We start from the raw sequence: 15,480 nt of genomic DNA on the forward strand, positions 1-15,480 counted from the left end.
GTGTTGAGTTTTGGGGCGGTAACGTTTCGCTTTCACATGTGGTGTTAACTGAAAACTTTGATGACTCTCTAGATTGGACTAACGGTTGGCAAGGTAGTGCTCAGCACGTTTATATCCGTCAAGAGGATAACGGTTCAAACCGTGGTATCGAAGGTGACAGCAACAGCAGCGCTGATGCTGAACCACAGTCTATGCCTACATTAGCTAACTTCACCATTCAAGTGGCTAACGGCACTAACAGTGGTGGTGATGACGCTGAAGGTATTTTACTGCGCAAAGGCACGGCTGTTAACGCATACAACATGCTGGTTAAAGGCGATGTTGATTCTGGCGAATGTTTAGAAATCAATGACGACAATACAGTTGATACCGCTGAAGCTGGCAACTTAAACATGCAAAACAGCTTAATCGATTGTGTTGAGCCGTTTAAGAGTGCCAAGGTTGATGCTGATAAAGGTTACACCAAAGCTTACGACGTTGAAGCTTGGTTTATGGCCCAAGAAGGTAACTTAGCCGGTGCTGCAGATTTATCAGGGTATATGCCTAATTCATCTTCTGTTGCTTTAACTGGCGGCGCAGCTGATTTAGCTAACATGGATGACCGTTTAGATGATGCCCAATATATCGGCGCATTTAATGGCAGCACTGACTGGACGGAAGGCTGGACCACGGCCATTCATGAAGATGCAGCGCCTGCACCAACTGAATTACCAGTTTTAACATCTTGCCCTGTAGGCACAACTTCAGAAGATGTGGTTGCAGGCCTTTATAAAGATGACAGCGTGACTTTAGTCTGTTCAATCGAAGGTAACATCACCACCAATACAACACTGCTTGCTGGTCAAAACGTGATGTACAAAGTAGATGGCGGCGCGGTGATTGTAGGTGGTGATAACGCAGACTCTGCAACACTGGCAATTCAAGCGGGTACGCAATTATTTGCGACCGACAACAGCTACATCGCCATTAGTCGTGGCTCTAAAATCATGGCCCAAGGCAGTGCTGAGCATCCAATCGTTATGACCTCTCAGCAAGATGTAATAGCTGGCGCAGAAGGTGAGCGTGGTCAGTGGGGCGGTTTAGTTATTCTGGGTAATGGCGAAACCAACAAGTGTCCTGATAAAGACAACTGTGATGTGTCATTTGAAGTGGGCGACTTCCCATACGGCGGTAATGACAATGCTGATAACAGCGGTCAAATCAGCTATGTGGTAGTCAAATACGCCGGCTTTAAAGTCAATGATACCCAAGAAATGAACGGCATCTCATTTGCGGCAGTGGGCAGTGGAACCCAAGTTGACCATATTCAAGTCCATGCAAATGGCGATGATGGTGTTGAGTTTTGGGGCGGTGCAGTCAACCTTAAATATGTTTACCTAACGGATAACTTTGATGACAGCTTAGATTGGACTAACGGCTGGCAGGGTAAAGCACAGTACGTGTATATCACCCATGAAGATGGTCAAGCTAACCGTGGTATTGAAGGCGATAGTCATAAAGGCACTGACGACACGCCGATTTCAAACCCAACTATCTCTAACGTAACAATTCTTCCTGGTGCTGATATTGAAAATGCCAGTGGCGATAAAGGCGAAGGCATCATTCTTCGTGTTGCTACTCGTGCATCAATTCACAACCTATTGATTCAAGGTCGCAAAGGTGCAACTTCTGAGACTGAATCAGGTGAGTGTTTAGAACTAGACGGTACTTACGCAGGTCTTGTTACCAACGTTAACGATGAAACATTAGTGATGTCTCACTCTGTTATCGACTGTAACGAGCCATTCAAATACAGCTCTGACAACACAGATACAACCGATGCGGTAGACACGCAGGCCTGGTTCTTAGCTCAAACAGGTAACTCTGCTCAAGAAGTGACGTTAACTAATGGCATGCCTGCTGGCACTGACACTGTGTTATTGGGTACCGGTCTTGATATGAGTACAACTGACACCTTCTTCGAATCAACTGATTATATCGGTGCATTCGATGGCCAAACTGATTGGCGTGAAGGTTGGGCTTTTATTAAATAAAAGCGAGTAGTAAACCTTAGGCATCGGGGAGTGAGTACTCCTCGATGCTGCTTAAAGTCCGATTAGATAATCAAAATAGTTAGTTAAATTTACATTAATTGTCACCGGTGTATCACATCTTAGTGGCGCGACCTGAACTGTGTACAGGATTGAAAAACGTTATGAAAACCAAGCCGAGTTTTATCGCTAATAAGCTAAGCCTAGCTGTTGTCACTGCCATTTCTGCAGCTTCTCTTTTTGCAACACTACCAGCTTACTCGGAAGAGACACCAGCTTATGATCCTGGTGAAGATTTCCCTATTGAAGTCATTGCGGTGACGGGTCGTTTACGCAGTTCAGCCTCAGAAGCGATGGAAGAGCGCCGCGAGCAACCTGCCGTGGTGGATATTATGGGCGCGGACCAAATATCTCGCACCGGCGATAGTGATGCCGCCGCCGCGCTTCGACGTGTTACCGGATTAACCCTGAAGGATGGCAAGTTCATTTATGTACGTGGTTTAGGTGAGCGCTATTCTAGTACCTCATTAAATGGTGCGGTTGTACCATCGCCAGACCCTACCCGTAATGTGGTCCCGCTGGATATGTTCCCAGCCTCTATCATTGAATCTTTATCAGTACAAAAATCCAGTTCAGCCAGCACGCCAGCTGCATTTGGCGGTGGTCATGTTGATATTCGTACTAAATCTATTCCAGCAGACTTTTTCTTCAAAGCATCATTAGGTGGCCGTTATAACACTAATGATAGCGATGACACTTACACCTATAACGGCGGCGGTGATGATTGGACCGGTCAAGATGATGGTACCCGTGCAATGCCAAACAGCATTAACGATGTGACTAATCAATATGGTGGTATTAGTCCTATTGATATCGTCACAGGTTCAAATGGCACAATTGATTTTGCCGGCGCACAAGCCATTAACCGTGGTTTAGCCAATGATATGTATCGCGACATGACGGTATTTACCGAAAGTACCGATCCAGGGCTTCGCGGTAATATTGCCATAGGCGATCGTTGGGATATCACTGACGATATTATTTTTGGTGCTATGTCTGCCGTTTCTTATAAGCAGCAAGCTGAAAACTACACCAAGCGCGAAGTTGAGCTAGATGGTGATGAGAACAAGGTACAAATCGAAAACTCAAAAGACGTCATGGGCACCGATTCAATTGTACAAATGTCAGGCATGGTTAACTTAGGTTTAGAAATTGGTTACGACCATAAAATTCAAACCTTCTCGACTTATTTACGTGATACATCTGATGATGTTTCAGTGGCCATCGAAGAAACCATTGATACCATCGCCGAGCCTAATGCGTTGCAGGTTTATGATATTGCTTATGAAGAACGTAACCTTATCAGCAATCAAATTCAAGGTGAGCATTTCTTTGAATATCTGTGGGATTTAGAAGCCAACTGGATGTATTCAAACGCCAGATCAAAGCGCTATGCACCGAGCGAATTATCTTACACTTACAATGTAATACTTGATGATGCTGATAGCATTACTAGCCGTAACTTAAATACCCAAGATGCGCCTAAATATGTTTATAGCCGCCTTGATGATAATACCGAAAACTACAAATTTGATTTAACCCTACCCTTTGAATTTGGCATGAACGTGCTAAAAATCAGTGGTGGTTATGAGTACTTTGAACGAACCCGTGAAAGCTTTGCCACGCGATTGGGCTTTGATGTCGGCTTAAGCCCAACAGACCCCAATGGCGATATTCTAGCGGGTGACTTTGACAATATATTTTCTGATGACAACATTGCCAATGACACGCTTGATTTAGAATTAAAAGACGCCTCAACCGACACCGAAGATTATGTCGCCGCTGAAATGATAGACGCCGGTTTTGTCAATTTTGATGTGGATTTTGATGATGTATGGCGCTTAACCGCAGGTGTGCGTTATGAAGATTTTCGCCGCGTGACATTGCCGCTAACCCCAGATGGTGAGATTTCAGATGAAGGTGGTCGTTACGATATTGAAGATTATGCTATCGCAGAAGACGGCTGGTTTCCTTCATTGGCATTAACCTGGAAATCATCAGATGAAAGCCAATGGCGCTTTGGCGCCAGTAAAACCTTGGTTCGCCCTGATTTACGTGAAGTGGCGCCAGTGCGGTTTCAAGACCCAATTACCGGTTTTGATTTCTTCGGTAACCCAGAACTTGAAAGCTCAGATATCTATAACCTAGATGTACGCTGGGAATACTACTCAGAAGATGGCGCAAACTTAAGTGTTGGTGGCTTTTATAAAGACGTTGCAGCACCCATAGAAGCGATTCAACGTATCTCAGAAGCGGGTCGTCAGCTTAAGTTTTACAACGCTGAGTCAGGTTATATCTACGGTATCGAAACTGAGTTTTTACATGACTTAGGCTTTATTGGCAGCAATGGTAGTGTTTGGGAAGACTTTTTCGTAGCGGGTAACTTAACCCTAAGTGACTCAGAAATTGAAATTGCCAGTAATGGTGAAATTGACCCAACCAATAATAAGCGCCGCATGACAGGCCATTCTGAGTGGGTTGCCAACATGCAGTTAAGCTTTGATTCGTCTAATGAGTCTCACAGTGCCACCTTAGTGTATAACGTGTTTGGTGAGCGTATTGCTTATGGTGGCCGTGGCGGTTTAGATGATGTGTACGAGCAACCCTTTCACAGCTTAGATTTTAGCTATAGCTTTTTACCTACTGAAAGCTTTGGGGTGAAATTTAAAGTGAAAAATATCCTAGGTGAAACCACCGAATACGACCAACAAGATGTGGTGGTATACGCGAAAGAGCCTGGCACAGAATTCACTCTGCAATTTGATTACCAGTATTAATACTGGAGATTAACAAGAGTGACAACAGGTACTGGTTTTTAGCATTTTTACCTCATCCTTTAAATGCTAAAAGCCAAGTGCACAGTGTGATATCTAGGTGTTTGGAACACGCCAATATCGCACGCTTCTTTATCAGTAAGCGTTATTTAAGACTACGTGACTTAACAAAGAAGTTGGCAGCTTTGCAAAAGGCTGTATGCAGTATGTAAAATAAGCTGTAAAAGTAACAGGCCACTTTCTTTTGGAACAAGAAAGTGGCCTTTTTATTGGCTAGCGCTATTAGTTATAAGCGCTGTGAGTTATAAAATTAGCTCGTTAGCTATGAGCCTTAATAGCAGATCATTCTTCACTGCTGTCGATCAGATTGCTAATCGCTTTTGAGATCAGATCTTTTTTCATGCTAGTGCGAGCGACACCTTGTTCAAACCAAAAACTCATCGGCTGATCAAACCCAATACCATGCATGTAATTGTAAATCGCTTTACGCAGCCCTTCACCTAACATCTCATGATCAGTATCGGTAGGATCGCTAAAATCGACATCATTTTCAGCGAATAAAACTTCAGGGCGATCGCTAAGAGTAATACCAAATTTTTCTGGATTCATACCAACAGGGCTGTGGATCGTGGCCACAAAACGGTGCCAATAGGCAGACTGGAAACAACCTTGCTGCATCATCTGTCGCACCATTTCCAATGAATCCACCGTTTCTTGCTCGGTTTGAGTAGGAAAGCCATACATCAAATATGCGTGCACCATAATACCGGCATCGCTAAAGGCTTTAGTGACTTGGGCAACGCGCTCAACACTGACGCCTTTTTTCATCAGTTTCAATAAACGATCAGACGCCACTTCAAGGCCGCCACTGACCGCGATACAACCAGAGTCGGCTAGCAATTGACAGCGGGCTTGGCTAAAGGTTCTTTCAAAACGGATATTACCCCACCAACTGATCACCACGTTGCGCTCAATTAAGCGTTTTGCAAAGGCAAATAAGGTTTTTGGTGGCAGCGCTTCATCGACAAAATGGAACCCTGTTTGTCCGGTTTCTTCAATGAGTTGCTCAATGCGATCAACCAGAATATCAGCGCCAGCAGTATCGTAGCGATCGATATAGTCCAAACTGACATCACAAAAGCTACATTTACGCCAGTAACAGCCATGGGCGATGGTGAGTTTATTCCAGCGGCCATCACTCCAAATACGGTGCATTGGGTTGAGCATTTCACACAAAGACAGATATTCGCTCAATGGCAAGCCATCGTATATCGGAGCGCCGACTTCCACCTGCGGGATATCGTGGAGTTCTGGGTTTTCATTAAAGTGAACGTAAGGCTCGCCATTGTCATCTTCGGCAAGGAAGTAAGTTCGCACTAAATCATCGACTTCACGTTGGCCTTGAAAGTATTCCAGCAGGGTGATTAACGGGCGTTCGCCGTCATCAAGACAGATAAAGTCGATAAACTCAAATACCCGAGGATCTTTGAGTGCCCGTAGTTCGGTATTGATAAAACCACCGCCGATGATGATGGGGATCTCTGGATTAATGGCTTTACAGGTTTGCGCAATACGTAACGCGCCGAGCATATTACCGGGAAAAGGCACGGTTAAGGCTACAACGCTAGGTTGGGTTTCTTCTAAATAGTGCTCAACCAATTGTGCTAAAATTTCTGAGCTAAAGGTTGGCTCGTCCATCAAGGTATCGTAAAGGTTATCAAAGCTTGGATTAGCCGCAGCTAACTGCTCGCCATAGCGGCTCACTTCAAAGTAGGGATCAACCCCTTGAGTGATGACGCTGGAAAGATCGTTAATAAACAAGGTAGCAAGGTATTTGGCTTTATCTTGAACGCCAAGATTACCAAAGGCGGCTTGCAGCACATCGCCTGATACCGCTTCCATTTGCGCAATGGCATCAAATGCTGGGCCTTCAGGTAAAAATCGGCGCGAGTTAATCCGCAGTGCAAGACTGGGATCTTTACCCTGTAAAAACCGAATCGCGCTCTCAACAGTCAAATGATAACGATCAAATTCAGCCAGAAAATTATGGATAGCATCAGGTAATTCATCGTCTTCAAAGTGCTCGAAATTAGCTTCCACATGTTGACGAATAATGTCCAGCGCAGGCGCAGTCATCATTTCTAGGAAAAGCTCAATGGCAGGATCACGCTGCACTGCTTCATAGCCTCTCGTACGCAAAAAACCAGTCAAATAGGCTGTTGCCGGATAGGGCGTATTTAACTGGGTCATAGGTGGAGTCATTAGAAGAACGGTCATAGCCTGCCTTTAATAGTAAAACTTGAGTGCACTGAACTAAACTGATTGTCAGCCCGAGCTAGGTAAAGAATGTGGCAATAATACAGTTGCCAAAAAATAAGCTGGGATTCTAACAAATGGCCAAGGGAAAAACCCGTAAATTAGCCAATTGAAGATTAATTTATCACTGTCTGTTTGTTTGTTTTTAGATCGAATTTAATCTCTTTCTAGCACAGTCTAGATTTAAATATTAGCAAGGCGGTTAAATATCACGCTAACTGTGTCATTATCAAATTTCGCATCTCAGCTAATGGATTAGGTTTGACACATGGCCGCAAAATGTCTAAATCAGTTTTTACGTCTCTGTTTATATTTAGTATTTGCCGTTGCTATTACGGCGTGTTCGGTCAAAACCGAGCAAGCTAACATTAGCCAAGTGGGCAATATTAGCCATAAAAAAATTGCTGAAGCCAGTGGCTTAGCTTACTCAAATATACACCATGATGTGCTGTGGCTGCACAATGATGGCGGCGATAGCGCCGCAGTGTATGCGATAAATTTATCCGGTGACGTGCTGGCGACGGTGAACATTGAAGGGGTAAAAAATATCGATTGGGAAGATATGAGCTCGTTTATTATCGATGGTAAAGCGTATCTGTTAATCGCCGATGTCGGTGATAATCGTGCCAATCGAAGTCAGTATTTTATTCATATCATTGCAGAGCCAGATGTCAGCAAACTTGAATTGGCCGCATCAATTAAGGTCACCCCGCTTGTGTCACTGGCATTTAATTACCCAGATGGTCCAAAGGATTGTGAGTCTGTTGCTGTTGATGTGGTTAACCAGCAAATTGTATTACTGAGTAAGCGACAAACCCCGCAAACCCTATATCAATTGCCGTTGCCGTTAGAGTTAGAGTTAGCGCAACCAGTAGCCGTATTACCTTCAGTACCTAGACAGGAAAGAGATACGCTAGTGGCAAAACCCTTAGGTGCGCCGCCAGCATTACCGGAATCATTTTCAGATTATTTCGGCAGTATACGTTTAGCTATTTTTGCCGGAAATTCGACAGCAATGAGCTTTTCAAAGGATGGCTTATCTGCGGTAGTGTTAACCTATGGTCACGCTTATTACTATAAGCAGCAACAGCCCACAGGCGCTTTATCACTATTATCAACTACGCCAACAATCATTGATTTTCCGACACTATTTCAAGCAGAAGCGGTGAGTTTTAATCACGATGCCAGCCGTTTTTATATCACCTCAGAGGGCAGCCCAGCGCCAATATATGAAGTAAATATTGCTGCTGTATTGGCGAGTTCTGATCACTAACTACTGAAATACTAACGACTGAGTAACTCGCTACTGAAAACTCACAGCTAAAATATCAGTATTTATTGCTGATATTTGCCGCGCACCTCATCGATTAAGCGCTTCCATTGCGGATATTTAGCAAAGCTTTGGGGTAAATCGCCCCAAGGTGATAACGCTTGGCTCATGGCATTGTCTGAGTGATCAGCGCCTTGGCTCAGTTGATATAAATAGTAAAAAGCTGAGGCGCGATAATTTAACGCACAATGGACTAAAATTGATTTATCGTTATTGCGCTCCATGATGCTAATAAACTGCGCTACATCTTCCATGGTGGGCTGCTGCCAGTCGACTTCAATGTTGTGGTAAACCATACCTGCATCTGTGACCAGTTTGTCTTCAGCCGCCAAATAGTTTGAGTTGTTTTTGGGGATTAAATTGATCACCACCTCTACCCCTGAATTTTTAAGTGTCTGAAATTGCTCTGCTGTGGGCAAGCCTGCGGTTATCACTTGGCTGTTATTGAGCTTGAGCGCTTTGATGTTATCAAGCTGGCTTGGGTCAATTTGCGCCGCTGCAGGATTGACTAAACTAACGCTTAATAAGCTACTGGTTACCATTGTCATTAACGCGGCTCCCATGATGCTGTTTTTCATCTGTAATCCTTTCATCTGTAATCCTTGGATTTGAGCAATTACATAACAATGTCATCAATGGCGGCTAATTCAGCTGCACTAAAGTTAAGGTTATCTAGTGCGGCCACCGAATCGAGAACTTGTGCTGGGCGACTTGCACCAATCAAGCAACTGGTTACCGCATCATTGTTAAGGTTCCATGCGATCGCCATTTGCGCTAAAGATTGATCCCGGGTTTGGGCAATGGTATTTAATGCCTGCACTTTGGCGATTTTCTCTGGAGTTAGATCGTTATCAGCTAAATAGATTTGATGGGCTTGGGCTGCGCGCGAGTCTTTGGGAATACCATGGAGGTATTTATCAGTGAGCACACCTTGATCCAATGGCGAGAATACAATTGAGCCAACGCCTTGATCTTTTAATACCTCGGTTAAGCCATCTTCAATCCAGCGATCAAACATATTGTAGCGTGGCTGGTGGATTAATAATGGCGTGCCTAGCTGTTTTAAGATACTGATCGCTTGCAGCGTTTCTGCTGGCTGATAACTTGAAATACCCACATACATCGCCCGGCCTGAGCGGACAATATAATCTAGCGCTTGCATGGTTTCTTCAATGGGAGTGTCAGGATCCATGCAGTGATGATAAAAAATATCAAAGTAATCTAGCCCAGTACGTTTAAGGCTTTGATCGCAGCTAGCGATCAAATATTTTCTCGAGCCGCCAATACCATAAGGCCCTGGCCACATGTCGTAACCCGCTTTACTAGAAACGATCAACTCATCTCGATATGGCTTAAAGTCTTGTTTGAAAATATCACCAAAGGTGGACTCCGCCGCGCCGTAATGGGGACCATAATTATTGGCTAAATCAAAGTGGGTAATACCAGCATCAAAAGCTGTTTGCAGGATGTTTCTCGCATTCGATTGGGGGTCTGATGCGCCAAAGTTTTGCCATAAGCCTAATGAAATTTTTGGCAAGCGAATACCGCTGTTACCACAACGGGCATAAGCCATTTTTGTATAGCGTTCGTCGCTGGCAAGGTACTGCGGGTTTGGATCGTGGGTAATCATTTATCATCCTACAAATGAATTGTTACTAAATTGAATTAGCTTTGAATTTAAGGCGTGTTTTAAATATCTGTTTTAAATCTTTACTTCAAATCTACTGTACTAGAACAATTATAAGCATTGCCCAATATCGTCACTGAAGTGGTAAACGACTGCGGCTTAAGCAAATAAACCGTATTTGCCCCTAGCGTTAATGCTTCATTTCTCAGCTGATTAATCGCCCCTTGAGTTAAATCCTTATTCGAAATAAACAAGTAATCATACCAATGCCCTTGGGAGCCAATTATTGGCCCTTTTAGTTGGCAATCATCAAGCTGTTGTCCTTGCCATAAAATTTGCACATGTTCGCTTTGATAATCAGGGACGTTAATACAAGCCGTGAGTCCTATTGGCATGAGTATCATTAATAACCCCATTAATCTGGCACTGCGATTGACTGGATTCATATAGGCCTTAAAAATTTGCTGTTAATTACGCCATGTTCATATAGCAAGTCTATACTTAATCAGCAGCGTAGTAGAGTTAAAGTCAACTTACTTGGTTAAGCTTCGCTATGCAATCAGCATGTTGGCGTTCACTGTTTCATGAAAGAGTAAACATAGGGATATACACATGGGTAGCATCAATTTAGCCAATGAAACTGTGATTAAGTCTACTTTTGCTACTGCGCAAAACGGTGCCTTTAGCGGTGATGGACAACTATATTTGACTGAAACACGGTTATGTTTTGAAGCCTTTAATAAAATCTTTGAAATGGGTCCTTATGAGATAGACCTTGAGGATATTGTTAGTGTTGAAAAATGTTGGGGGACCGGTGGTGGAGTGTTACCCCTTACCGCAGATGCGATTAAAGTGGAACTTAAAAACCATCAGTCCTATAAATTTATGGTGGCTGACTCTGCTGAATGGCTGGAGCGATTGAATCGTTAACTCATTACCTTAAGCTATGTGAGAGCCGCTTACTGATGAATTTAGGGTAATAAAAAGCTGAATCATTGATTCAGCTTTTTAGTTGGGCGACTCGCTATATTGCTAAAAACGCATATTAAGCGTTAGCAAATACATCTTGTAGCGATGGCACCACTTGCTTCTTACGGCTTAATACACCGTCTAGCCAGACTCGGCCTTCAACGGTTGCTTTACCGTAGGCTTTTTCAGTTAAGTCAGCGTCATCTGAAACCACTAACATTTCTGAGCCTTCTTTCATGATATCGGTTAGCAATAATAATACGCTGTGACGGTTACCTTCAGCTTTCAGCGCTGCGATATCAGCTTCTAAATCAGCTTTGATATCGTCAAATACTGATAAGTCGATAACTTCTAATTGACCGATACCCACTAGGTTACCGTTCATGTTGAAGTCTTTAAAATCACGCATGACTAAGTCACGTGCTGGCGTACCTTCAACAGCTGATTTAACTTTAAACATTTCCATGCCCACTGCTTTGAAGTCTTCAATACCGGCAATTTCAGCCAGCGCTTCAACGCAGCGGATATCAGCAGTAGTGCAGGTTGGAGATTTGAAAATCACAGTGTCACTTAAAATAGCGCACATCATGATGCCAGCAATGTTAGCTGGAATTTCTACTTGGTAGAAATCGTACATCATTTTAATCACTGTGTTACTACAACCTACTGGACGGATCCAGCACTCAAGCGGAGTAGAAGTGGTTAAGTCACCTAATTTATGGTGATCAACAATACCAACGATGGTCGCTTGGGCAATGTCATCTGGTGCTTGAGTTAATTCAGAGTGATCAACGATATACACTTCTTCGCCAGCGTAGCTTGTTTTGTACTCTGGTGCTTCAAAACCAAATCTATCAAGGATATAGGCTGTTTCTGGTGAAAGCTCACCTAAACGTGCTGCAATAGCAGGTTCTTCAATTTGATTTTTTAAGTAAGCAAGTGCGATTGCACCGCAGATTGAATCTGAATCAGGGATCTTATGACCCACAACATACATTGCCATTTGGTACGCTCCTATAAATTTTCAGCGATTTTAACAAGAAATAACCGCCTGACCAATCTTTACCAATAAAAAAGCCCCAGAGAACGTCCTGAGGCGATTCAAATCAAGCAATATTCATCTTAAGTTGTCAGCTATTGACTAGTTATTTACTCAGTGGTCAATGCATTCACAATGGCTGTTAACTTAAAGCATAACCACCTTTAAGGTGGGCAATATTATCAAAGCCTAAACGCTGCATGGCTTGGGCGGCCACCATGGAGCGGCTACCACTGCGGCACACTAAAACCCACGGCTTGTGCTTTTGGTGTTGATGCTGCTGAATAAACTGCACTAAGCGGGTTAGTGGCACATTCTCAGTGGTGCTACTGGTGGGTTGCAGCGCGTATTCATGGGGCTCACGAATATCGATGACGCTAACTTGCTGTGCTGATAAAGCGCTGGTTAAGCTCTCTGTGTTGTATTCGGTAATATTCACTTTAGCTGCAGCGTTAGCTGGCAATGCGCCGCAAAGAATTTCACTGCCAGACTCATCACACAACTGACTATCAAGCTGGGCTTTTAGGCTTTCAAATTGGCTTTGGCTTAATTGGCCATTTAAGGTGTTGGCCAGCAGTGCATTACGGCTAGATTCAGCTGCTAATGAGGTCGTAAACTCATTGTTATAGTCATGGCTGGCACAAATCAGGGTGTTGTCACCGATCAGCTGATGCAGTCGCTTAAGGCTGGTAAACATCGCTTTAGCGCAGCTGCTGTCAAAGTTGGTTCTACCGAGACTGCCCATTAAAACGATGTCACCAGCAAAGGCAAAGCGGCATTGCTGGCTAAGTGGTTTAGAGCTTAATACTGCCTTAGGTAATTCATCAGTCGATTTATTAGGTAATTCATTAGATAATTCATTAGAAAATGGGTCACATAACAGCAAGCTAATACTGTCGGCGGTATGGCCTGGGGTGGCAACTTTCAGCAGTGCTTGATTGCCAATAGTGATGTACTCAAACAACTCGCCCGCTTGGGTGACGTTGCTGCAGTTTTGCGGCCAGCCTAAATGATCGCTTAATTGATCCGGCAAATGTTTGTCGGCAAGGTATTGGCGACTAGAGACATGATCGGCATGACCATGGGTGTCGATCACCGCCACTAATTCAAGTTGCTGACACTGCAATAGGGTATCTAAGCGTTCATTTAGTTCTGGCAGTGGATCGATGATGATTGCTTGCTTACTTTGTTGATCGGCATAAATCCAACTACAGCTCGGGCCTGAGCGTAATTGAACCAAACCATTTAATGGCTGTTTATCGCTTATTTCACCACTGTCTAAAATCATACAGCTATGGGTTAATGCATTGGCGGCAGATTGAATTCTGATGCAGGCTTCATCCACCTGCGTTTGAGTCATGGCGGGGCCAAAAGACATTCTGATGGCTGACTCGCTTTGCCACTTGGGTAATCCCATGGCATCTAATACAAAGCTACGGGTGACTTTTGATGAACAAGCAGAGCCTGAACTGACGCGAATATTGGCGGCATCAAATAAATCCATAATCTCTTTGCTACTAAAGCCTGCAATAGCAAAGTTGATGGTTGTTGGCACGCTATTGCTAAAACTGTGGTTAAACACTACAGCAGGAAAAGCACTTTCAAGGGTATCAATTAATTGTTGTTGATAAGCCCTTAAGGTGTCGACATCGGCAAACTGGTTTGTACCCATCGATTGCGAGTTATTTAACAGCATATCGAAAATGACACTTATGGCTGCCATTCCGGGCAGGTTTTCAGTACCCGAGCGCAGGCCGCTTTCTTGGCCGCCGCCAGCAATAATCGGCGTAAATGGAGCACCTTCGCGGATGTAAACAAAGCCAATGCCTTTAGGGGCATACAGTTTATGGCCGCTAAAAGGCGCGTAATCGATACTGGTGTTGGCTAAGTTTAATGCCGTTTTACCCAGTGCTTGGACACAATCAACTAACCAATAAATATCAGGGTTAGCTTGGCGGATGATGCGATCAAGCTGAGTTAAGTCTTGGTAAACCCCGGTTTCATTGTTTACTGCCATGGTGCAAATCATTAATGCATTGGGCGCTTCTTTAGCAATAAAGTCCTGATCAAGTTTACCCATATGATCAACGGGGATCGCTTTAATTTCTGCGTTTATTTCAAGAATGGCATTCCAATGCTTTAAGGATTCTGGCACCGCTTTATGCTCAGTGGCGCCATATAACAAGCTGTATGTTTGATCTTGCTTGAGGCTAGTTTTAGCGGCAGCTTTAGCCGCGACTAAGGCGGAAATGATCGCGGTTTGAATCCCTTCTGTGGCGCCGCTGGTAAAAATTACGGTACCTGTGTCAGCGCCAATCACTTGTTTAGCTTTTACTCGAGTCTGCTCCATTAGGTTTTTGGCTTTAAGCCCACTGATATGGCTACTACTTGGGTTACCAAATAGGGTTTCCATTGTAGTTAATGCTGCCGTTGCAGCTTGGGGTAGCACAGGAGTTGTGGCATTAGCATCGAGATATATTTGGCTTAGTTCAGTGGCGCTTTTCATAGGGGTAAGACTCGCATGTTGATTAGTTGTTATATAGCTTTTAGTTATAACTAATTTCTTGTGGTTATATTAACAGCTTAATAACAACGATCAAGATCACATTTTTGCTTAGATTAAAAAATACAGCTATAAATTGTCATTTTAGTAAAGAGAGTTTTTAAATTGGTGTGGCGGCAACTTTGTATGGAACCAAAGGTCACTAGAGTGAACTAAGATTTGAAGTTGTTTTGTTATTGATTTTAAGAACGATAAAAAAAAAGAATAAGGCGGTTAGCGCTTATTCCCTTTTTATTTGTGATGAGCAGACTAGGCTTAAGTTTTGCTTCAGATTTTGAAGCAGACGTAAACTCAACAGCTGACTGAAACTCAAACTCTCACTTTGATGACTACTTTTCTGACATCTTTGGCTGTATCACTGGTGCCGGGCATATGCATATCTTCAGGGAAGAAAATCGCAAACATACCCGCCTTTAAGGGTATAAAAGCCGCATTAGCTTTATTGGCTTCATAATCGTACTTACTGTAATCATGCTCATTGTGATAAGGCGCTAACGGCGCTTGATCTGCAAGTGGTAAATAGCCAAATTCTTCTTCACCGCTAACCACAAATTGCACATCAATATAACGCTGATGACTTTCAAAAGACTCGGTGTGTTTCGGCTTAGTTTGGTAATCATTGACGATAGCAAATATATCTTTGCCTTCAATGGGGTAATTACCTAATTCATATTGGCTAAAATCAGTGGCTGCGAGGTGAGCAAGTGCAGTGGCTAATCTTGGGCTAATAGCATGATAAAGCTGATGATTTGCTAGGGTATCGACAATCATG

General features: G+C 43.5%; 11 protein-coding genes. 4 read left to right on the forward strand and 7 right to left on the reverse strand.

Annotated elements, in window-relative coordinates; genetic code table 11:
- A partial coding sequence (locus tag BCU91_RS08195) for a hypothetical protein (RefSeq protein WP_102531258.1) occupies positions 1-2,033 on the forward strand: 2,033 nt, incomplete at its 5' end.
- Positions 2,034-2,194: 161 nt separating this feature from the next.
- Positions 2,195-4,867 (forward strand): TonB-dependent receptor, encoded by a 2,673-nt coding sequence (locus BCU91_RS08200; RefSeq protein ID WP_102531259.1) that lies wholly within the window; start codon positions 2,195-2,197, stop codon positions 4,865-4,867.
- A gap of 339 nt (positions 4,868-5,206) precedes the next feature.
- Here BCU91_RS08200 and BCU91_RS08205 read toward each other — a convergent pair whose 3' ends face one another.
- On the reverse strand, positions 5,207-7,141 hold the full coding sequence (locus tag BCU91_RS08205; RefSeq protein ID WP_102531260.1) for a radical SAM protein: 1,935 nt from the start codon (positions 7,139-7,141) through the stop codon (positions 5,207-5,209).
- Positions 7,142-7,448: 307 nt separating this feature from the next.
- On the opposite strand from BCU91_RS08205, the gene BCU91_RS08210 reads away from it, so the two are divergent.
- The gene (locus BCU91_RS08210) at positions 7,449-8,453 is read left to right on the forward strand and encodes a hypothetical protein (RefSeq protein ID WP_102531261.1); all 1,005 of its coding nucleotides are present in this window, start codon (positions 7,449-7,451) and stop codon (positions 8,451-8,453) included.
- 62 nt (positions 8,454-8,515) lie between these two features.
- Here the strand turns inward: BCU91_RS08210 and BCU91_RS08215 are convergent, their stop codons facing one another.
- From BCU91_RS08215 to BCU91_RS08225, 3 genes are all read right to left on the reverse strand, one after another.
- Positions 8,516-9,103, reverse strand: a complete 588-nt coding sequence (locus BCU91_RS08215; protein WP_241903463.1) for a protein tyrosine phosphatase family protein — start codon at positions 9,101-9,103, stop codon at positions 8,516-8,518.
- A gap of 23 nt (positions 9,104-9,126) precedes the next feature.
- Positions 9,127-10,140: an aldo/keto reductase gene (locus BCU91_RS08220; protein ID WP_102436579.1), complete on the reverse strand. Its 1,014-nt coding sequence runs from the start codon at positions 10,138-10,140 to the stop codon at positions 9,127-9,129.
- Positions 10,141-10,220: 80 nt separating this feature from the next.
- Positions 10,221-10,583 (reverse strand): DUF4156 domain-containing protein, encoded by a 363-nt coding sequence (locus BCU91_RS08225; protein ID WP_198590452.1) that lies wholly within the window; start codon positions 10,581-10,583, stop codon positions 10,221-10,223.
- Positions 10,584-10,749: 166 nt separating this feature from the next.
- Between BCU91_RS08225 and BCU91_RS08230 the strand changes: the two genes are divergently transcribed.
- Positions 10,750-11,067, forward strand: a complete 318-nt coding sequence (locus BCU91_RS08230; protein ID WP_102436583.1) for a GRAM domain-containing protein — start codon at positions 10,750-10,752, stop codon at positions 11,065-11,067.
- Between the two features lie 115 nt (positions 11,068-11,182).
- On the opposite strand, the gene BCU91_RS08235 is transcribed toward BCU91_RS08230, so the two are convergent.
- The 3 genes from BCU91_RS08235 to BCU91_RS08245 form a co-directional block, all read right to left on the reverse strand.
- The gene (locus BCU91_RS08235; RefSeq protein ID WP_102436585.1) at positions 11,183-12,109 is read right to left on the reverse strand and encodes a manganese-dependent inorganic pyrophosphatase; all 927 of its coding nucleotides are present in this window, start codon (positions 12,107-12,109) and stop codon (positions 11,183-11,185) included.
- A gap of 178 nt (positions 12,110-12,287) precedes the next feature.
- Positions 12,288-14,651 (reverse strand): aminotransferase class V-fold PLP-dependent enzyme, encoded by a 2,364-nt coding sequence (locus BCU91_RS08240; protein WP_102531262.1) that lies wholly within the window; start codon positions 14,649-14,651, stop codon positions 12,288-12,290.
- A 366-nt stretch (positions 14,652-15,017) separates the two neighbouring features.
- Entirely contained in the window at positions 15,018-15,479 is a 462-nt protein-coding gene (locus BCU91_RS08245; protein ID WP_102436589.1) for a YhcH/YjgK/YiaL family protein, read from the reverse strand.
- Between the last annotated feature and the right edge of the window lies 1 nt (position 15,480).

Source organism: Shewanella sp. 10N.286.52.B9 (assembly GCF_002873635.1).
In the GTDB taxonomy this organism is placed as follows: domain Bacteria; phylum Pseudomonadota; class Gammaproteobacteria; order Enterobacterales; family Shewanellaceae; genus Shewanella.

Coding starts and splice junctions, on each gene's coding strand:
- BCU91_RS08200 (WP_102531259.1), top strand. CDS start 2,195: ATGAAAACCAAGCCGAGTTTTATCGCTAATAAGCTAAGCCTAGCTGTT.
- BCU91_RS08240 (WP_102531262.1), bottom strand. CDS start 14,651: ATGAAAAGCGCCACTGAACTAAGCCAAATATATCTCGATGCTAATGCC.
- BCU91_RS08215 (WP_241903463.1), bottom strand. CDS start 9,103: ATGAAAGGATTACAGATGAAAAACAGCATCATGGGAGCCGCGTTAATG.
- BCU91_RS08235 (WP_102436585.1), bottom strand. CDS start 12,109: ATGGCAATGTATGTTGTGGGTCATAAGATCCCTGATTCAGATTCAATC.
- BCU91_RS08225 (WP_198590452.1), bottom strand. CDS start 10,583: ATGAATCCAGTCAATCGCAGTGCCAGATTAATGGGGTTATTAATGATA.
- BCU91_RS08245 (WP_102436589.1), bottom strand. CDS start 15,479: ATGATTGTCGATACCCTAGCAAATCATCAGCTTTATCATGCTATTAGC.
- BCU91_RS08205 (WP_102531260.1), bottom strand. CDS start 7,141: ATGACCGTTCTTCTAATGACTCCACCTATGACCCAGTTAAATACGCCC.
- BCU91_RS08210 (WP_102531261.1), top strand. CDS start 7,449: ATGGCCGCAAAATGTCTAAATCAGTTTTTACGTCTCTGTTTATATTTA.
- BCU91_RS08230 (WP_102436583.1), top strand. CDS start 10,750: ATGGGTAGCATCAATTTAGCCAATGAAACTGTGATTAAGTCTACTTTT.
- BCU91_RS08220 (WP_102436579.1), bottom strand. CDS start 10,140: ATGATTACCCACGATCCAAACCCGCAGTACCTTGCCAGCGACGAACGC.